The sequence below is a fragment of the Weissella paramesenteroides ATCC 33313 genome, assembly GCF_000160575.1.
In the GTDB taxonomy this organism is placed as follows: Bacteria; Bacillota; Bacilli; order Lactobacillales; family Lactobacillaceae; genus Weissella; species Weissella paramesenteroides.
In genome coordinates this window covers 512,773-531,410 of record NZ_GG697128.1, presented here as the reverse complement: position 1 = coordinate 531,410, position 18,638 = coordinate 512,773, and the positions used below count along the sequence as shown (strand labels likewise).

The 18,638-nt window shown below is 39.3% G+C and carries 19 protein-coding genes; all 19 read left to right on the top strand.

Going from position 1 to position 18,638, the window contains the following annotated elements; all coding sequences use genetic code 11:
* The first annotated feature begins 10 nt into the window (after positions 1–10).
* A complete protein-coding gene (locus HMPREF0877_RS02435; RefSeq protein ID WP_002827598.1) occupies positions 11–250 on the top strand; it encodes an acyl carrier protein in 240 nt (79 codons plus the stop codon).
* A 30-nt stretch (positions 251–280) separates the two neighbouring features.
* Positions 281–1,228: a DUF561 domain-containing protein gene (locus HMPREF0877_RS02430; RefSeq protein ID WP_002827597.1), complete on the top strand. Its 948-nt coding sequence runs from the start codon at positions 281–283 to the stop codon at positions 1,226–1,228.
* A gap of 16 nt (positions 1,229–1,244) precedes the next feature.
* Positions 1,245–2,174: an ACP S-malonyltransferase gene (locus HMPREF0877_RS02425; RefSeq protein ID WP_002827596.1), complete on the top strand. Its 930-nt coding sequence runs from the start codon at positions 1,245–1,247 to the stop codon at positions 2,172–2,174.
* A gap of 11 nt (positions 2,175–2,185) precedes the next feature.
* On the top strand, positions 2,186–2,908 hold the full coding sequence (locus HMPREF0877_RS02420; RefSeq protein ID WP_002827595.1) for a 3-oxoacyl-ACP reductase family protein: 723 nt from the start codon (positions 2,186–2,188) through the stop codon (positions 2,906–2,908).
* An 87-nt stretch (positions 2,909–2,995) separates the two neighbouring features.
* The gene (gene fabF, locus HMPREF0877_RS02415) at positions 2,996–4,231 is read left to right on the top strand and encodes a beta-ketoacyl-ACP synthase II (RefSeq protein ID WP_002827594.1); all 1,236 of its coding nucleotides are present in this window, start codon (positions 2,996–2,998) and stop codon (positions 4,229–4,231) included.
* On the top strand, positions 4,231–4,695 hold the full coding sequence (gene accB / locus HMPREF0877_RS02410) for an acetyl-CoA carboxylase biotin carboxyl carrier protein (RefSeq protein WP_002827593.1): 465 nt from the start codon (positions 4,231–4,233) through the stop codon (positions 4,693–4,695). The genes fabF and accB overlap by 1 nt, the downstream gene beginning before the upstream one ends.
* 11 nt (positions 4,696–4,706) lie before the next feature.
* A complete protein-coding gene (fabZ, locus tag HMPREF0877_RS02405; RefSeq protein WP_002827591.1) occupies positions 4,707–5,138 on the top strand; it encodes a 3-hydroxyacyl-ACP dehydratase FabZ in 432 nt (143 codons plus the stop codon).
* 2 nt (positions 5,139–5,140) lie between these two features.
* The gene (accC, locus tag HMPREF0877_RS02400; RefSeq protein WP_002827590.1) at positions 5,141–6,517 is read left to right on the top strand and encodes an acetyl-CoA carboxylase biotin carboxylase subunit; all 1,377 of its coding nucleotides are present in this window, start codon (positions 5,141–5,143) and stop codon (positions 6,515–6,517) included.
* A gap of 10 nt (positions 6,518–6,527) precedes the next feature.
* On the top strand, positions 6,528–7,373 hold the full coding sequence (gene accD, locus HMPREF0877_RS10425) for an acetyl-CoA carboxylase, carboxyltransferase subunit beta (protein ID WP_040760318.1): 846 nt from the start codon (positions 6,528–6,530) through the stop codon (positions 7,371–7,373).
* Between the two features lie 2 nt (positions 7,374–7,375).
* Complete coding sequence (gene accA / locus HMPREF0877_RS10420; protein WP_002827587.1) at positions 7,376–8,161, top strand: carboxyltransferase subunit alpha; 786 nt, start codon at positions 7,376–7,378, stop codon at positions 8,159–8,161.
* Between the two features lie 227 nt (positions 8,162–8,388).
* Positions 8,389–9,078, top strand: coding sequence for a ribose-5-phosphate isomerase RpiA (gene rpiA, locus HMPREF0877_RS02385; RefSeq protein WP_040760436.1), 690 nt, complete (start codon positions 8,389–8,391; stop codon positions 9,076–9,078).
* A gap of 84 nt (positions 9,079–9,162) precedes the next feature.
* On the top strand, positions 9,163–10,887 hold the full coding sequence (locus HMPREF0877_RS02380; protein WP_040760315.1) for a phospho-sugar mutase: 1,725 nt from the start codon (positions 9,163–9,165) through the stop codon (positions 10,885–10,887).
* Between the two features lie 430 nt (positions 10,888–11,317).
* Entirely contained in the window at positions 11,318–11,887 is a 570-nt protein-coding gene (locus tag HMPREF0877_RS02375; RefSeq protein ID WP_040760312.1) for a LemA family protein, read from the top strand.
* Positions 11,888–11,900: 13 nt separating this feature from the next.
* On the top strand, positions 11,901–12,791 hold the full coding sequence (htpX, locus tag HMPREF0877_RS02370; RefSeq protein WP_002827583.1) for a zinc metalloprotease HtpX: 891 nt from the start codon (positions 11,901–11,903) through the stop codon (positions 12,789–12,791).
* Between the two features lie 232 nt (positions 12,792–13,023).
* Positions 13,024–14,391, top strand: a complete 1,368-nt coding sequence (gene rlmD / locus HMPREF0877_RS02365; RefSeq protein ID WP_040760310.1) for a 23S rRNA (uracil(1939)-C(5))-methyltransferase RlmD — start codon at positions 13,024–13,026, stop codon at positions 14,389–14,391.
* Between the two features lie 131 nt (positions 14,392–14,522).
* The gene (locus HMPREF0877_RS02360; protein ID WP_002827581.1) at positions 14,523–15,071 is read left to right on the top strand and encodes a cysteine hydrolase family protein; all 549 of its coding nucleotides are present in this window, start codon (positions 14,523–14,525) and stop codon (positions 15,069–15,071) included.
* A 131-nt stretch (positions 15,072–15,202) separates the two neighbouring features.
* A complete protein-coding gene (locus tag HMPREF0877_RS02355) occupies positions 15,203–16,198 on the top strand; it encodes a Gfo/Idh/MocA family protein (protein ID WP_002827579.1) in 996 nt (331 codons plus the stop codon).
* 25 nt (positions 16,199–16,223) lie between these two features.
* Complete coding sequence (locus HMPREF0877_RS02350) at positions 16,224–17,519, top strand: DEAD/DEAH box helicase (RefSeq protein ID WP_002827578.1); 1,296 nt, start codon at positions 16,224–16,226, stop codon at positions 17,517–17,519.
* A gap of 444 nt (positions 17,520–17,963) precedes the next feature.
* Positions 17,964–18,599 carry a redox-sensing transcriptional repressor Rex gene (locus HMPREF0877_RS02345; protein WP_040760308.1) on the top strand — a complete coding sequence of 212 codons (636 nt, stop codon included), beginning with the start codon at positions 17,964–17,966 and terminating at the stop codon, positions 18,597–18,599.
* The last annotated feature ends 39 nt before the right edge of the window (positions 18,600–18,638 follow it).

The window sequence follows — 18,638 nt, the reverse complement described above, 5'->3', positions numbered from 1 at the left end:
GGAAAATAACATGACTGAAACAGAAATTTTTAACAAAGTAAGCGAAATCTTGGTTGACCAATTCGATTTGGAAGATGATGAAATTAAGTTAGATACAAACTTAAGTGAAGATATCGATGCAGATTCACTTGACTTGTTCGAAGTTTTGAACCGTGTTGAAGACGAATTTGATATTAAGCTTGCTGTTGCTGAAGAAATTCAAACAGTACAAGATTTGGTTAACAAGGTAACAGAACAAGTAAACGCCTAAGTAGTCGACGTAGTTAGAAGGGACGATATTATGAGCTTTAAGCTAAATAATCCACTTTTTGAAAAGTTGGGCATGAAATATCCTATTATCCAAGGCGGTATGGCTTGGGCTGGAACAGGTCATTTGGCTGGATCTGTTTCAGAGGCTGGTGGATTAGGTATTATCGGAACTGGGTACTGGAAGGCTGACAAAGTTCGTGAAGAAATTCATCGTGCGCGTGAAGTGACGGACAAACCTTTTGGGGTTAACGTGATGTTGCTTTCACGTCACATTCGTGAAGTGTTTGATGTTGTGATTGAAGAAGGTGTGAAGGTCGTTGCCACTGGTGCAGGTGATCCATCACCTTTTATTGATGAATTGCACAGTCATGGCATTCTAGTTATCCCAGTTATTCCATCAGTTGGTCTTGCTAAGATGATGGAAAAGAAGGGTGTTGATGCCGTTGTTGCCGAAGGTATGGAATCTGGTGGTCATATTGGTAGTTTAACAACCATGACGCTTGTACCTCAAGTTGTTGATGCTGTGAACATTCCAGTTATTGCAGCTGGTGGTATCGGAGATGGTCGTGGTGTTGCAGCTGCCTTTATGCTCGGTGCCTCAGGTGTTCAGATGGGAACACGATTCCTAGCTTCTGAAGAATCAGAAGTACATGAAAACTTTAAGAATGCAGTTGTCAAAGCAAAGGATATTGATACTTTAGTAACTGGCGAAATCATGGGAAACCGTGCGCGTGTGCTAAAGACAAAAATGTCAAAGAATTTCGTTAAGCAAGAACGAATCGAAATTCAAAAGCCTAAGCCAGATGCTGATGCAATTGAGGATCTAGAGAACGGTTCATTACGCCGAGCTGTTATCGATGGTGATAAGGCAACTGGTGCTTTCATGGCTGGACAAGTTTCTGGTTTGATCACTGAATTGAAGCCAGTCGCACAAATTTTGGAAGATACTTGGTCACAGGCAGAAGATCTTTTGAATTAACAATATTGGAGGACATATGAAACTTGGAATTTTAATGAGCGGACAAGGTGCTCAAAAGGTTGGCATGGGTGCTGATTTATATGAGCAAGTACCAGCTTATAAAGAAACCATTGATGAGGCTAGCCAAGTGCTAGGTTATGACATCATGTCAACTATTGTTAATGATGAAGAGAATGTGAAGCAGACAAAATTCACGCAACCTGCAATTCTAGCAATGAGTACTGGTATCTATCGCGCGTTGGCGGATATCATGCCAACACCACAAGCAACGCTGGGACTTAGCCTTGGTGAATACAGTGCTTTGGTGGCCGCTGATGTATTGACTTTTGATCAAGCTATGCGGATTATTAAAGACCGTGGTGCATACATGCAGCAAGCGGGTGATGATAATCCAGGTAAAATGGTCGCTGTGATGACAGAAGATCAAGACTTGGTTATTGCGACTATTAACAAATTGCAAGCAGCGGGTAAGCGTGTTTATCCAGCGAACTATAATACATTTAATCAATTAGTTATTGGTGGTGTAGGTGCTGATGTTGATGCAGCAATTGCAGCACTGACAGACGCAGGTATTGAACGATTGGTTGAGTTGCCAGTTTCAGGACCTTTCCATACGCCATTAATGCAATCGGCAGCCGATCAATTGACGACACGTTTGGCAGATGAGCCATTTTCACCAATGTCATTTGATGTGTATTCAAATACAACTGGTAAAAAATTCTCAGATGTTAAAACAACATTGTTAGACCAAATTGTTTCACCAACTTACTTTGCGCAAGCATTGCAAGCGATGGTAGATGATGGGGTTGATACGTTAATTGAATTTGGTCCAAGTGATACACTTTATAAATTTGCTCGTAAAATTGTCGGTAAAGATATTAAGCGTTATAAGGTTACTAATTTTAAGACGTATCAAGAAGTTCGTGAAATGTTAGCAGCAGAATAGGAGACGAAGTGATGAATCTCGAAGGGAAAACAGTTTTAGTTACAGGGTCAACTCGTGGTATTGGTTTGGCCATTGCACACGCTTTTGATGATACTGGCGCACGTGTTATTTTACACGGTCGTTCTGCACCAAAGGCAGAGGTGTTAGGTGAATTTAGCGAAGGTACCATGGCCATCACAGCAGATATTGCAGATGATGCTAGTGTAAAGACAGCATTAGACGGATTATTTGCTGAAATTGAAGGCATTGACATTCTAGTTAACAACGCTGGTATTGTGAATGATAAACTCACAATGGGGATGAAACCAGCAGATTTCGCACAAGTTGTAAACACAAACTTAAATGGCACATTTAATGTGACACAACCTGTTTTTAAGAAAATGTTGCGTGCCCGTACTGGACAGATTATTAACATGGCTTCTGTTGTTGGTTTGATGGGAAATGTTGGTCAAGCTAATTATGCTGCTTCAAAGGCAGGTATCGTTGGGTTAACAAAGTCATTAGCTAAAGAAGGCGCAATGCGTGGTATTCGTGTGAATGCCATTGCTCCAGGGATGATTGTCTCAGATATGACCAATGCCTTGTCAGATAAAGTGAAAAATCAAGTGCTGGAAGCAGTACCATTAAAACGTTTTGGTGAAGCAACTGAAATTGCAAGTACAGCTGTTTTCTTGGCTCAAAACGATTACATTACCGGCCAAACAATTACGGTCGATGGTGGGTTATATATTTAAGCAACGCATACGTGCGCTTTTGCACTTATTTATTTTTACTTACTTTTTTCGTACGTATAAAATTGCTAAAACATAAAGGAGAACAAGATGACACGAGTTGTTATTACAGGTTTAGGTGCTGTTACCCCTGTTGGAAATAGCACTGAAGATTTTTGGAATGGTATTTTTAATGGTGAAGTTGGTATTGCGCCAATCACTAAATTCGATGCAACAGAGACTGGTATCACTGTTGCAGGTGAAGTAAAGGATTTTGATCCTTCTGCTCGCGTTGGTAAACGTGAATCACGTAAGATGGATCTATTTTCACAATATGCTGTTCATGCTGCTGGTGAAGCACTTGAGCAAGCTGGATTAGCTGATGGTGTTGATAATCCAGACCGTTTTGGTGTGATTATGGGAACTGGTATCGGTGGTTTGACAACGATTGAACAACAGGTTATTAAAATGCACGACAAAGGACCACAACGTGTTAGTCCAATGTTCGTACCTAATGCAATTCCTAACATGGTTTCTGGTAATGTCTCAATGCGCTATGGGGCAAAAGGTGTTAACTACACAGTATCAACAGCTTGTGCCAGTGCAACCAATGCAATTGGTGAGGCTTTCTGGCGTGTACAATCAGGTAAAATGGATGTCATGATCACAGGTGGTGCAGAGGCCTCAGTGAATGAGATGGGAATTTCTGGATTCGCAGCTTTGACAGCTTTGTCAACAGAATCTGACCCACTAAAGGCTTCAACACCATTTGATGTTAACCGTCATGGATTTGTGTTAGGTGAAGGTTCAGGGGTCTTAATTCTTGAATCATTAGAACATGCACAAGCACGTGGTGCCAACATCATTGCTGAGGTTGTCGGTTACGGTTCAAATTCTGATGCTTATCACTTAACAAGTCCAACTCCTGATGGTTCAGGTCCTGCTGGCTCAGTTAAATTAGCCTTAGAAGATGCAAATATTCAACCAAGTGATATTGACTACGTTAATGCACACGGAACAGCTACCGGAGCAAATGATGCCGCAGAGTCAAAGGCAATGGAATTGGTCTTTGGTAAAAATGGTGTCCTAGTTTCTTCAACAAAGGGTATGACTGGTCACCTATTAGGTGCTGCCGGTGCCATTGAAGCCATTGCTGCAATTGGTGCAATTGTTCGTGAAGAGTTACCAGTGAATATTGGTTTAACTGAACAAGACCCTGAAACAGCAGGTGTAACCCTAGTTAATGAAGAAAATAAGCATGTTGCACCAAATTATGTTCTGTCAGCCAATTACGGCTTTGGTGGACATAATGCAGCAATTATTTTTAAGAAGTGGAGTGAAAATTAATGAGTTTGCAATTAGATGAAATTCGAACATTGATGCAAGATTTAGAAAACAGCTCATTGCGTGAATTTTCATTACAATCAGAAGATTTCAGCTTACATTTAAGTAAGAATGAAATTTCTCAACCAGTTGTGGCAGCAACCACACAACCCGAAACAGCTGCACAATCTGCTGTTTCTGAGAAGAAAGCAACAGAGGGAACTGCTGATTTAGGTACTGATAACAGTGTCTTGGTTGAAGCACCTTTGGTTGGAACAGTCTATTTGAAGCCAAAGCCTGATGCAGCTCCTTTTAAAGAAGTTGGTGATCATGTGCAAGTTGGTGAACAAGTTGCAATTATTGAAGCAATGAAACTGATGACACCAGTGAAGAGTGAAGTAACAGGTGTTATTAAGGAAATCTTGGTTGAAGAAGAAGATGTTGTCGATTACGGACATGCATTATTCCGTGTTCAACCGGATGCCTAGGAGGATTTGATATGTCAGTATTAAATACACAACAAATTCAAGAAATTTTGCCTCACCGTTACCCAATGTTGATGTTGGATACGGTAGAAGAACTTGTACCTGGCGAAAGCGCCGTTGCTATTAAAAATGTAACAATCAATGAAGAGATTTTTCAGGGTCATTTTCCAAATAACCCAACTTTTCCAGGTAATTTGACGATTGAAGCCTTAGCGCAAACTGGTGCTGTTGCTTTGTTGTCAATGCCTGAACATAAAGGAAAGACAGCTTACTTTGGTGGTATTAAGAAGGCACGTTTCCGTAAGATGGTTCGTCCAGGTGACCAAGTAAGATTAGAGGTTAAGTTAACTCGTTTACGTGGCCCTATTGGTGAAGGTAAGGGAACAGCATATGTGGATGGCAAGCGTGTCACTACAGCTGACTTAACATTTATTGTTGGAGATTAAGTATGTTCAAAAAAGTTTTAGTGGCGAATCGAGGAGAAATTGCGGTTCGTATCATTCGTACACTGAAGGAAATGGGCATTAAATCTGTTGCTATTTATTCTTCAGCTGATGCGGATAGTCTTCATGTGCGACTAGCTGATGAAGCCATTGCTGTTGGTGGTCCTAGATCAAAAGACAGCTATCTAAATATGAAAAATATATTGAGTGCAGCTGTGTTGACTGGCGCTGAAGCCATTCATCCTGGGTATGGATTCTTATCAGAGAATGAAGCCTTTGCTGAAATGGTTGGTGCAGTTGGTCTCAAGTGGATTGGACCAAGTCCTAAAGTCTTGGAGTTAATGGGAAATAAGGCGAATGCACGTGAGTCAATGCGTGAAGCTGGTGTACCAGTGATTCCGGGATCTGAAGGTTTTATTCATAATGCTAGTGAAGCTAAAAAAGTTGCTGAACGGATAGGTTATCCTTTATTGTTAAAAGCTGCTGCTGGTGGTGGTGGTAAAGGGATGCGTTTTGTTTATTCAGAAAATGAATTAGCTGAAAAGTTTGATGATGCGCAACGTGAAGCAAAAGCTGCTTTTGGGGATGGGCACATGTACGTCGAAAAGGTGATGACAAATGTGCGTCATATTGAGATGCAAATTATTCGTGACCAACAAGGCAATGTCCTATACTTCCCTGAGCGTAATTGTTCATTACAACGGAATAACCAGAAAGTAATGGAAGAAAGTCCAGCCGTTGGTGTGACTCAAGCAATGCGTGATGAACTGGGAGCAATTGCAACACGTGCGGTTAACGCATTGGATTATGAGAATACTGGAACGCTGGAATTCTTGGAAGATCATGATGGCAATTTCTACTTTATGGAAATGAATACTCGTATCCAAGTTGAACATCCAGTAACTGAATTAGTAACTGGTGTTGATTTGATCAAGATGCAAGTGCAGGTTGCGGCCGGCGAGGCATTAACTTTGCGTCAAACGGACATCAAAGTCAATGGTCATGCAATTGAAGTACGTTTAAATGCTGAACAGCCTGAACGTAACTTTGCACCAAGTGCGGGTAAGATTAATTTTGCCTTTTTACCAACTGGTGGGCCTGGTATTCGCATCGATTCAGCAATTTATTCTGGTGACATTATTCAACCATTTTACGATTCAATGATTGGAAAATTGTTGGTACATGGTGATGATCGTGCTGAAGCAGTTGTTAAAATGAAACGTATTCTAGATGAAATGGTTATTGATGGTGTCAATACAAATGCTGATTTCCAAGAAGCGTTGTTAAATGATGATGTTGTTGCAGAGGGCTTATTTACAACACAGTACCTTGAGCATGACTTTTTACCAAAATGGCAAAAAAGTTTGACATCAGGTGAATAGGAGGCAAATGATGGATTTATTTAATAAACCAAATGCCAAATTACCTAAAATTAAAAAAGACGCGCATGTTGATGCTCAGATTCCAGATGGTTTATTTCTAGCATGTCCATATTGTGGGGCACAATTGTATTCTAAACAATTAGGCGAACACCGTGTTTGCCCAAATTGTGGTTACGGGTTCCGTTTGCAAGCGTACGAGCGTGTTCACTTGATGACAACGGCGTTTGAGGAATGGGACGCAGACTTAACATTAGAAAATCCAGAATTTCCTGGATATGCTGAAAAGTTAAGTCGAGCAAAATCACAAACTGATTTAAATGAATCAGTCTTGACTGGTAAAGCAGTCCTTGAAGACGAAACCGTTGCCTTAGGAATTATGGATTCTTACTTCATGATGGGTTCGCTAGGAACAATGACTGGTGAGAAAATTACTCGTTTGTTTGAAAAGGCAACTGAGCAAGAATTACCAGTTGTTCTATTCACTGCTTCTGGTGGTGCTCGTATGCAAGAGGGAATTAATTCCTTGATGCAGATGGCTAAAGTATCTGCTGCTGTTGCCGCGCATCAAGAGGCTGGATTACCATATTTCGTGGTGTTAACTGACCCAACAACTGGTGGTGTGACAGCTTCATTTGCGATGCAAGGGGATGTCACATTGGCTGAACCGCATGCTTTAGTTGGTTTTGCCGGTAAACGTGTGATTGAACAGACAATTCACGAAAAAGTACCCAAGGACTTTCAACGGGCCGAAACGGTTTTGGAAAATGGATTTATTGATGCAGTTGTGCAGCGTAAAGAACTACCTAAAGTCTTAGCACAACTTGTTAGATTCCATCAACCACAAGGAGGTCGTTAGCCATGGTAAGTTTATTTAGACGTGAATTAACACCCGTTCAAATTGTGAAACGTGCACGTGAAGATCGATTTATGGCGCGTGAAATTATTTCAGGTGTCTTTACTGACTTCTTTGAACTGCATGGTGATCGCTATGCTGGTGATGACCAAAGCGTTATTGGCGGGCTTGCTAACCTGAATGGTCGCCCAGTGACCGTTATCGTGATTGACAAAGGATCAGATATCAATGATAAGTTAGCTAAACGGAATGGTTCGCCTGAGCCATATGGCTATCGTAAAGCGACGCGCTTAATGAAACAGGCAGCGAAGTTTGGTCGTCCGATTATTACTTTTATCAATACACCAGGGGCTTTTCCAGGTAAGACTGCGGAAGATCAAGGTCAAGGTGAAGCGATTGCGCAAAGTATTTTGGAAAGTTTGAAATTGCCAGTTCCTATGATTGCCATTGTCTATGGTGAAGGTGGTTCTGGTGGTGCACTTGCACTAGCAACTACTGATCAAGTGTGGATGTTCCAAAATTCAACTTATTCGGTCCTTTCACCTGAAGGCTTTGCATCAATTCTGTGGAAAGATGCGAAACGACATGATGAAGCAGCTGCAGTCATGGGCTTAACACCAAATGACTTGTTAGATAATCACATTATCGAGTACATCATACCCGAAAGTCGTTCACATACACGTGTCTTCTCATTAATTCGTGCAAGATTGGATGAAGAAATTCAAAAGTTGGCAAATATGCCAGCAGATAAGTTAATTGCACAACGACGCGCACGTTTTCGTAAATTTTAGTAAGAAGAGTTTGGAAGATTTTCTTTTGGCCTAAACTCCGTTTAAAAACATCAAGTTACCACATTAACAACGGTAGCTTGATGTTTTTTAGTCTAAAAAATTTTATGATTCAGATTCTTTTGGTTATAAATATTGGTTCGATAGTAAACACGTTTATTGCTATCTTTTTTTATGCTTTATCGGTAAAATTAATTTACTGTCAGGGGGAAAAGGAGGAACACATAGTGATTGATCAGCAAATTATTCAAAAAAAGCAAGCTGGCGAATTTGCAGCGACTTTAATTACTGATGGCATGATTGTTGGTTTGGGAACAGGGTCGACCGTACGTTTTTTTATTGAAGCGTTGGCTGCCAAAATCAACAATGAAGGTCTGAATATTACTGGGGTGACAACCTCAAATAAAACGTCATCATTAGCAAAATCATTGGGGATTAAGCTTGCTTCTGTTGACGAAGTACCAATGATCGATTTAACGATTGATGGTGCAGATGAAGTTGACCATCAGCTAAATGGTATTAAGGGTGGTGGTGCAGCGTTATTATTTGAAAAAATTGTGGCTTTGAATTCGAAGAAGAATATTTGGATTATTGATGAATCAAAGTATCATGAGGTCATCGGCCAGTTTCCATTACCTGTTGAAGTGGTGCCTTATGGTAGCCACCATCTGTTGAAAAAATTTTTGGCAGCAGATATGCAGCCTACTTTTCGTCGGACAGCGACTGGTGAACGGGTTACAACTGATGTTGGTAATTATATTATTGATTTACACTTGAATCGTATTGAATATCCCCAGAGTTTAGCATATTTTTTGGAACAAACGATCGGGGTTGTTGAACATGGTTTGTTTTTAAAAACGGTTGATGAAGTGATTATCGGTGGTAATCAACCAACATTAATTTCTAATACGAAGCCATAAGGTTGGACTAAATAACTGAATAATCCTATGGTACAATGAAATTAGTTATATTGGGGAACATAATAATAAAGGAGAATGACAGAGATGACTTGGCAAGATAATTTTCAAGTATGGACAAAGCGTAATGATTTACCAGAATACTTAAAAAATGAGATGGATGCATTAGCAAAGGATGATCAACAAGCAGAGGATGCTTTCTATCAACCATTATCATTTGGAACCGCCGGTATGCGTGGTCTGCTAGGGGCCGGAATTAATCGCATGAATATCTATACAGTGCGACAAGCTACTGAGGGATTAGCACGTTTGATGGATTCATTATCTAAAGACGTAAAAGCACGTGGCGTTGCCATTTCATATGATTCACGTCATTTCTCACAAGAGTTTGCTTTTGAATCAGCTAAGGTATTAGGGGCACATGGTATCAAGGCGTATGTTTTCGAATCATTACGTCCAACACCAGAGTTATCTTTTACGGTACGATATTTTAAGGCTTATGCGGGTGTTATGATTACAGCTTCGCACAATCCAAAAGAGTATAACGGATACAAGATTTATGGTGAAGATGGTGGTCAAATGCCACCAAAGGAGTCTGATATCATTACGGCATCTATTCGTGAAGCAGATATGTTTGCGGTGCCAGTAAAATCACAAGCTGAACTAGAAGCAGCTGGATTGTTGGTAACTATTGGTAAGGACGTTGATGATGCTTATTTGTCTGAAATCAAGACGGTAACAGTTGATCAAGAATTGGTCAATAAAGAGGGACGTGATATGAAGTTGGTTTACTCACCACTTCATGGTACTGGTGCGTTGATTGCAGGTCAAGCTTTGAATAACGCAGGTTTCAAGAATGTTACAATCGTGCCAGAGCAAGAGCAACCAGATGGTGATTTTCCAACAGTAACTTTGCCAAATCCTGAAGATCCAGCAGCATTAGCAATGGGCATTGCATTGGCTAAAAAGCAAGGGGCTGATGTTGTGATTGGGGTTGACCCGGATGCTGATCGTATGGGAACGGCTGTTCGCTTGCCATCAGGTGAGTATCAATTGCTAACTGGTAATCAAATTGGTGCAATTTTGTTGCACTACTTATTAACTGCTAAAAAAGCAGCAGGAACATTACCAGCTAACGGTGTTCTTGTTAAATCAATTGTGTCATCAGAATTCGCAGCAGATATTGCGAAGAGTTTTAATATTGAAACAATTAATGTTTTGACAGGATTTAAGTATATTGCGGAGCAGATTCAAAATTATGAATCAACACATGAGCATACCTTCTTATTTGGTTTTGAAGAATCATATGGATACTTAGTAAAATCATTTGCTCGTGATAAAGATTCTATTCAAGCAACTGTTTTGCTAGCAGAGGTTGCAGCTTACTACAAGTCACTTGGTAAGACATTGTATGATGGTTTGCAAGATTTGTTTGCAGAGTATGGTTACTTTGTAGAAAATACACAATCACTAACCTTTAAGGGGATTGATGGGGCAGAAAAAATTGCTGCCCTAATGGCAAAATTCCGTGCAGAGCAACCAACTTCATTTGGAAATATTGCAGTGACAAAATTTGCTGACTTTACATTACAAACTGAGACTGACGTCCAGACAGGTGTGGAGACAACAATGTCATTACCAAAAGCTAACGTATTAAAGTACTGGTTGTCAGATGGCTCATGGGTAGCTGTACGTCCTTCAGGTACTGAACCCAAAATTAAATTATATGTTGGTACCAATGGAACAACCCAACAAATAGCTGATGATAAGTTAGCAGCTATTCAACAATCAATTGCTGATTATGTCGATTAATAGCAACTATTTTTAAACATTAGATATTCGTTTAGAGAGCGAGGCAAAAGTCGTTTTGAAGCCGGTATGTAACGTAGTTTTCGTCATTTTTGGCCGAAGCAAAGCGAAGGACAGAAATGTCGTAAATTGCGTTACATTGAGGCTTCAGACTTTTGGAACGCGTTTATGCTGTCAAACTAACATGCGGTTAATTCATATCTTTTAGCATAAAAATTAGAGGCTGAGACAACATCTGTCCCAGCCTCTTTAAACATGTTCCAAAAGACAGCAGTCGATTGTTACACTTTCTTTCCAGAATGACATCGCAATATTTGGTCATTTTTTATAAAAAAGTAAATATTAAACAATGTAAATTTTGGGGCATGGTACAATGTATATTAGATAGACTATAAAGCATCTTATGAGTAATTCATAAAGAATGGAGAAAATGATGATTGGATGGATTATTGTCGGTATCGTGATTGTTCTAGCTTTGTTATGGGTCGGTATCTATAACGGACTGGTGCAAGCACGTATGCGTACACAAGAGTCATGGAGTCAAATTGACGTACAATTAAAACGACGAAACGATTTGATTCCAAATTTGGTTGAGACGGTTAAAGGATCAGCTAAGTTCGAACAAGGAACTTTGGAAAAAGTGGTTGGACTTCGTAATGCACTAACTCAAACACCAACTGATGACCATCAGAAAACAATGGCACTGTCTGACCAATTGACGAGCTCTTTAAAGTCAGTTTTTGCAGTTGCAGAAGCTTATCCTGATTTGAAAGCATCAAATCAATACAATAAGTTAATGGAAGAATTGACAAATACAGAAAATAAAATTGCTTACTCACGTCAATTATTTAATACGACAACTGCCACATATAATACAAAGTTACAGTCGTTCCCAACGAATTTTGTGGCTAAGATCCACAGTTTCAAGCCTAGCGAATTCTTGGAAACGCCAGCTAAAGAACGAGAAGTGGTCAACGTGTCATTTGATGATCGTGGCCTTTAAGAGGTAATTGACCATGTTATTTGAACAAATTGCAAAAAATAAGCGCAAAACGATTGTGTTATTTATTGGATTCTTTTTGTTCATGGGAATTGTCGGTGCAGCACTAGGATATTACTTGCTCGGTGAATGGGTACCAGGTGTCATTATTGCGATCGTGACGGGGATTGTTTATGCTGTTTATATGTTTAGCCAGTCAACTGACGTTGTGATGAGTCTAAATCATGCCCAAGAAATTACGAGTGCGGATCAAGCACCTGACCTGTGGCACATTGTAGAGGATATGGCATTAGTAGCTAACGTTCCGATGCCACGAGTATTTATTATTGATGATCCGAGTCCAAATGCATTTGCAACAGGTAATGATCCTGAACATGCTGCGGTGGCAGCAACTTCAGGTATTCTGTCAGTATTAAATCGTGAAGAATTAGAGGGCGTTATGGCGCATGAGATGACTCATGTTCGTAATTATGACATTCGTATTCAAACAATTGCGGTTGCCTTGACGTCAGCAATTGCGATGCTGGCAAATTTTGGTACTCATTTTTGGTATTTCGGTGGTGGTAATCGAAATCGTGATAATAAAGATGGTAATATTATCGCCATGATTGCTTCAATTTTAGTTTTGGTATTGGCACCGATTGCAGCAACGTTAGTTCAACTAGCAATTTCACGTAATCGAGAATTTCTTGCCGATGCGGGGGCGGTGGAGTTAACACGAAATCCACAGGGATTGATCAATGCGTTAAATAAAATTTCGCAAAGTGAACCAATGTCGGATGAAAATGTTTCACCAGAAAGTGCGGCGTTGTACATCGCAAACCCATTAAAAGAGAAAAAGTTAACAAATCTTTTTGCGACGCATCCGCCTATGTCGGAACGCATTGCGGCATTGCAAAAGATGTGATAATTGTTGTTACAGTAAGAATTAAATATTTTGGCATGCGTTTATGAGGTTGGGACAAAAGAAAATGTTCCAACCTTTTTTAGCTAAAACTAAAAATGTAACGCAATTCGTGCCGACTTCAAAACGACTTTTTTCTTGCTCTCTTTTCAATATTTCCTTTTCGTTTTGTCTGACGCTGTGATACAATGAAATGATTGTTGGTCGTCGAAAAGGCCAAAAGAAGGAGAAAATGATGAAAAAGAAAGCCCCTGTGGTTAAGAATCAAGAATTTGATGCTGAAGTTATTGATTTAACCTATCAAGGAAATGGTGTTGTTAAAGTCGATGATTTCCCAGTGTTTGTGACAAATGCTGTCCCTGGTGAAAAAATTCGTGTGGGGATTACAAAGGTTACTAGTAACTATGCCTTTGGACGAGTTGTGAAGACGATTGAGTCATCACCAAACCGTAATCATGAAGTCAATACAGCAGCACTAACAACTGGTATTGCACCACTAGCACACTTGAAATATGATGCGCAGTTGAAATTTAAGCAACAACAGATTGCTGAATTATTTAGTAAGCAACACATTGATGTTAATGTTGCACCAACTATTGGTATGGAAAATCCAACAGGTTACCGTAACAAAGCACAAATTCCAGCCCGTGAAATAAAGGGACAATTAACTACGGGATTCTTCCGTCGTGGCTCACATCGTTTGATGCCAATTGAAGATTTTTATATTCAAGATCCGGAAATTGATAAAGCAATCGTTATTATTCGTGATATTTTACGAAAGTTCCATGTGCCTGCTTATGATGAAATCCATCATAAAGGTGTTATTCGTAACATTATGGTCCGTCGTGGATACTATTCACATGAAATGATGGTTGTGCTAGTAACGCGTTCAAAGCGTATTCCTGGCGCAAATATTATTATTCCACAAATTAAAGAAGTGCTACCAGAAGTAACTTCAATTATTCAGAATGTTAACCAGGATAAGACGAATGTTATTTTGGGTGATGTTAACCATGTTCTATGGGGTAACAAAGTTATTAAGGACACTTTGTTTGATAAGACCTTTGCTATCGGTCCAAATTCTTTCTACCAAGTTAATCCACAAACAACTGAAATCCTATATAAGTTAGCAGCTGATAAAGCAGAATTAACAGGTAATGAAACGGTCATCGATGCTTATTCAGGTATTGGAACTATTTCATTAACGATTGCTGATAAGGTAAAGTCAGTTCTTGGTGTAGAAGTGGTACCAGGAGCGGTTGATGATGCAAAACGTAATGCTGATTTGAATAATGTCCATAACGTTAAATTTGAATTAGGTAAAGCGGAAGAAAAGATGGTTGCTTGGCAACAAGATGGTCTAAAACCAGATGTTATCTTCGTTGATCCACCACGTAAAGGACTAACGACTGAGTTAATTGATGCCGCTTCAGCTATGGCACCAAGCAAAATTGTGTACATTAGCTGTAATCCGGCAACCTTGGTGCGCGATGTTGCTCAGTTCAAAGAAAATGGCTACACAATCAAAGGGGATGTTCAACCAGTTGATCAATTCCCACAAACAACGCATATCGAGTCAGTGACAGTACTTGAGCGTAACTAATTAAAGATACTTATAGCTGCCAATCCATCCAATGAAAATGGTTAGATTGGCAGCTATTTTTATATCAGTTAGTTACTTTTAAAAAAGTGAGTTAAGGGCATGATATAATCAAAAGAGGAGGGTGACAAGACATGACAAAAGCTTTAGTAATTATTGATTATACAAATGATTTCGTTGCTGATAAGGGCTCTTTGACTTGTGGTAAACCGGCACAAATTTTGGAAGATTATATCGTTCACCAAGCACAGACTTTTTTGGAAAATGGGGACTATGTCATTTTACCAACCGATGCGCATTTCAAGGATGACATTTATCATCCCGAACACAAATTATTTCCACCACACAATATCGTTGGTACTTGGGGCCAGGAATTGTACGGTGATTTACAGCATTGGTATGAAAAGCACCGGGGAGATAAAAAAGTTTATCAATTTAATAAAAACCGCTATTCTGCATTTCAAAATACTAATTTAGATAATTTCTTAAGAGAGCGACATGTGAATGAACTTTGGTTAGTAGGAGTATGCACCGATATATGCGTTCTTCATACGGCAGTTTATGCTTACAATTTAAACTATCAATTGACTATTCCAAGTGAGGGCGTGGCAACATTTACACCTCATGGTCAAGAATGGGCCTTGGATCATTTTAAGAATAGTCTAGGAGCGCATATTATTTAAAATAGCCTTCGTTGGTATTTAAATAATTTGATTTTGAGTTATTTATCAGTCAAAAGCTAGCAGCTTTTATTGTTGATGATATATAATTAATACTAACTAAACGTATATGCGGTATATAAGGGAGACTAATTATGGCATACAAACTTGGAATAATTGGAACCAATTGGATTACAAAGCAGTTCGTACAAGCGGCTCACGAATCAGGTCAATATGCGTTAACTGCAGTATATTCACGTCACGAGGATACTGGTCAGCAGTTTGCGCAAACATTCAATGTTGATGCAGTTTATACTGACTTAGAAAGCTTTTATACCAGTGGTATCAATGTTGTTTATATTGCCTCACCAAATAGCGTACACTTTGAACAGGTAAAGGCAGCTATCAGCCATGATATTCATGTAATTGTAGAAAAATCAGCCTTTTCTAATCCAACTGAATATGCAGCTATTTTAGAATTATTACATGACCATCCGGCTGTGCGTTTATTTGAAGCAGCACGTCATATTCAGCAAGCAAACTTTAAAATTATTGAACAGAAAGTTGCCAAAATGGAAAAAATTTCAGGGGCAACATTTGTGTATGAAAAATATTCTTCACGCTTCGATGATTATCTAGCAGGTAACGAACCTAACGTGTTAAGTCGTCGCTTTAGTGCCGGTGCTTTGACTGATTTGGGTGTGTATCCAATTTATGCAGCAATTAAGCTATTTGGGGCACCAAAACAAAGTCATTATTTTGCTACACCGTTACGCAATGGTGCTGATGGTCGTGGTATTGCGATTCTACGCTATAACGATTTTGATGTAACAATTGAATTTGGTAAGGGGTCTAATAGTCATTTGACCTCAGAAATTTTAGGGCGTCGTGATACCTTAGTTATTGGGGATATCGCTGAAGTACTTAATGTAACTTACTATGATGATGGCAGTACTGCTCATCAATTAAGTCAGGAACCATTATCAAATCCAATGATTGCGGAAGTTGTTAAGTTTGCTGACATGATGACTAATCCAAATGAAACAGTTGAGGCATATCAAGAATTATTGACTTTGAGTCGAACAGTGAACCAAGTTTTGTTTGATTTACGCCAAGATGCAGGCATTGTATTTCCTGCTGATGAACAATAAATAAACACAATATAAAGGAGACAAAATGGATTCCCGTTTTGAAGAACGATTAACTAGTGTTGGGTTTACCACACTAACACCAATTCAGGAAGCTGTCGCTGAACCGCTAGCAAGTGGCCAATCGATTGATGCACTTGCACCAACAGGGACAGGGAAAACATTGGCTTTCACGTGGCCATTGCTACCTGAATTGGTGCCAGAAGATGGTGAACAGCTATTGATCTTGGCACCATCACAAGAATTAGCCATGCAGACAACTCGTGTTATCCGTGATTGGGCGAATGTTTTATCGTTGAAGGTATTATCCTTAACAGGTGGTGCAAATATTAAGCATCAACTGGACCGATTAAAAAAACATCCAGAAATTTTGATTGGTACGCCAGGACGTGTTAGTGAATTAATTGCAAATGGTAAACTAAAATTGAAACGTTTACGTACGTTGATTTTAGATGAAGCAGATGAATTGTTACGCGATGACACAGCAAATCAAATTGACCTGATTTGGGATGCTATTGATGACGATGATGTACAAGTTGCATTATTTGGTGCAACAGAAGTTGATCAGTCAACAGCAAGTGGTTTGTTTAACCGCGATTTTTTGCGTATCGATCAACGTCAGGTTAAAATTCCGACAGCAATTAAACATGAATTTTGGCCAACAGCACGTGATCAACGCCAAAAAAGATTGCGCCAATTGGCAACGCAAAAACATTTTCAAGCAATCGTATTTTTTAACACAACGAAGCAATTAAAAATAACGGCAAGCTTTTTAGCCCATGAACATGTTGCAATGGCTACGCTGGTACGTGGTGATTCTAGTACGACCAGATCAAAATCATTAATGAACTTCCGTCAGGGGAAAGCAAAATTTTTACTCACAACAGATGTGGCTGCTAGAGGCCTTGATATTCCTGATTTACCGGCAATTATAAATTTTGATTTACCACGTGATGGAGAAACATACACACATCGTGCTGGGCGTACTGGGCGTATGGGTAAGGCAGGTACGGTAATTTCCTTTGGAAACGATCATGATTATCGTGATTTAAAGAAAATGGTAGCAGTTGATATTCAGACCATTTCTGGTAATCATGTATTACCAAGTAAAAAAACAGCGATTGTTGCTGAGAAAATAGCACCAGGCAAGCAGGCAACGCCTAGTTCATCTTCAACATCAGACAAGCCACGGACTAATAATAAGGCAACACAACGTAAGAAGTCTGAGGTGACAAACGTTATTTCACGTCAGGAGCGCTTTGATAAAGAAAAGCGCGCAAAGCGTAAGCATCGTAAAAATAAGGGTAAGCCAAAACATAATTAATACATTTTTAGCCAAAAAAGAGAGCGAGACAAAAGTCGTTTTGAAGCCGGTGTGTAACGTAGTTTTCGTCATTTTTGGCCGAAGCAAAGCGAAGGACAGAAATGTCGTAAATTGCGTTACATTGAGGCTTCAGACTTTTGGAACGCGTTTATGCTGTCAAACTAACATGCGTTTAATTAATATCTTTTAGCATAAAAAGAAGAGGCTGAGACAACATCTGTCCCAGCCTCTTCTTTTTAAGGTTATCACCGAAGTTTCAGTCACTTTTTTATCAAAAATCCAGCATTCCGGAAACGCTTACAGAAAATGGCGGTTTGTGAATTAATAATTGTTATTTCGTTCACATAATGTGCTATATATGGTATGATTATAACTAATAAGAGGTTCACAATGTTGGAGTTAGATTGTGAAATAGTTAAAATTTGGAAAAAGAGGTCGAACAAAATGGTTGAACATGATATTCCTAGAGCAACGGCAAAACGATTGCCAATTTACTATCGTTATTTGAAGTTGTTGTTAGATTCTGGGACTGTCCGCGTTTCATCAAATGAATTATCTGATGCAGTAAAGTTTGATGCTGCAACAATTCGACGTGATTTTTCTTATTTTGGAGCACTAGGAAAACGTGGGTATGGGTATGACGTGGAAGCTTTGATGAAGTTTTTTGGTGAAATTTTGAATCAAGATACTTTAGCTTCTGTTGCATTAGTCGGAGTAGGAAATCTAGGACAAGCTTTGTTGAATTTTAATTTTCACCAAAGTTCAAATGCACGCATTGCAGCAGCATTTGATGTTAATCCTGATATTGTTAATACAATTCAATCAGGAATTCCTGTATATAGTTTAGATGATTTAGAGAAGCAAATTACAGATCAACGAATTGACGTTGCAATTGTCACCGTACCTGCTGATGTTGCGCAAGACGTTGCTAAGCGCTTGGCAACGGCAGGCATTCGAGGTATTTTGAATTTCACGCCATTGCGTTTAGATGTACCAAAATCAATTCGCGTTCAGAACGTTGACTTAACAAATGAGTTGCAAACGTTGTTATACTTTATTAATAATTTTGGTGAAAAGTAAATAATAAATACAAAAAAACATTGATGAAATGACATCAAT

What these genes read in the sequence shown, in the direction of transcription:
- HMPREF0877_RS02435 (WP_002827598.1), top strand. Translation starts at nt 11, where the DNA reads ATGACTGAAACAGAAATTTTTAACAAAGTAAGCGAAATCTTGGTTGAC.
- HMPREF0877_RS02430 (WP_002827597.1), top strand. Translation starts at nt 281, where the DNA reads ATGAGCTTTAAGCTAAATAATCCACTTTTTGAAAAGTTGGGCATGAAA.
- HMPREF0877_RS02425 (WP_002827596.1), top strand. Translation starts at nt 1,245, where the DNA reads ATGAAACTTGGAATTTTAATGAGCGGACAAGGTGCTCAAAAGGTTGGC.
- HMPREF0877_RS02420 (WP_002827595.1), top strand. Translation starts at nt 2,186, where the DNA reads ATGAATCTCGAAGGGAAAACAGTTTTAGTTACAGGGTCAACTCGTGGT.
- fabF (WP_002827594.1), top strand. Translation starts at nt 2,996, where the DNA reads ATGACACGAGTTGTTATTACAGGTTTAGGTGCTGTTACCCCTGTTGGA.
- accB (WP_002827593.1), top strand. Translation starts at nt 4,231, where the DNA reads ATGAGTTTGCAATTAGATGAAATTCGAACATTGATGCAAGATTTAGAA.
- fabZ (WP_002827591.1), top strand. Translation starts at nt 4,707, where the DNA reads ATGTCAGTATTAAATACACAACAAATTCAAGAAATTTTGCCTCACCGT.
- accC (WP_002827590.1), top strand. Translation starts at nt 5,141, where the DNA reads ATGTTCAAAAAAGTTTTAGTGGCGAATCGAGGAGAAATTGCGGTTCGT.
- accD (WP_040760318.1), top strand. Translation starts at nt 6,528, where the DNA reads ATGGATTTATTTAATAAACCAAATGCCAAATTACCTAAAATTAAAAAA.
- accA (WP_002827587.1), top strand. Translation starts at nt 7,376, where the DNA reads ATGGTAAGTTTATTTAGACGTGAATTAACACCCGTTCAAATTGTGAAA.
- HMPREF0877_RS02380 (WP_040760315.1), top strand. Translation starts at nt 9,163, where the DNA reads ATGACTTGGCAAGATAATTTTCAAGTATGGACAAAGCGTAATGATTTA.
- HMPREF0877_RS02375 (WP_040760312.1), top strand. Translation starts at nt 11,318, where the DNA reads ATGATTGGATGGATTATTGTCGGTATCGTGATTGTTCTAGCTTTGTTA.
- htpX (WP_002827583.1), top strand. Translation starts at nt 11,901, where the DNA reads ATGTTATTTGAACAAATTGCAAAAAATAAGCGCAAAACGATTGTGTTA.
- rlmD (WP_040760310.1), top strand. Translation starts at nt 13,024, where the DNA reads ATGAAAAAGAAAGCCCCTGTGGTTAAGAATCAAGAATTTGATGCTGAA.
- HMPREF0877_RS02360 (WP_002827581.1), top strand. Translation starts at nt 14,523, where the DNA reads ATGACAAAAGCTTTAGTAATTATTGATTATACAAATGATTTCGTTGCT.
- HMPREF0877_RS02355 (WP_002827579.1), top strand. Translation starts at nt 15,203, where the DNA reads ATGGCATACAAACTTGGAATAATTGGAACCAATTGGATTACAAAGCAG.
- HMPREF0877_RS02350 (WP_002827578.1), top strand. Translation starts at nt 16,224, where the DNA reads ATGGATTCCCGTTTTGAAGAACGATTAACTAGTGTTGGGTTTACCACA.
- HMPREF0877_RS02345 (WP_040760308.1), top strand. Translation starts at nt 17,964, where the DNA reads ATGGTTGAACATGATATTCCTAGAGCAACGGCAAAACGATTGCCAATT.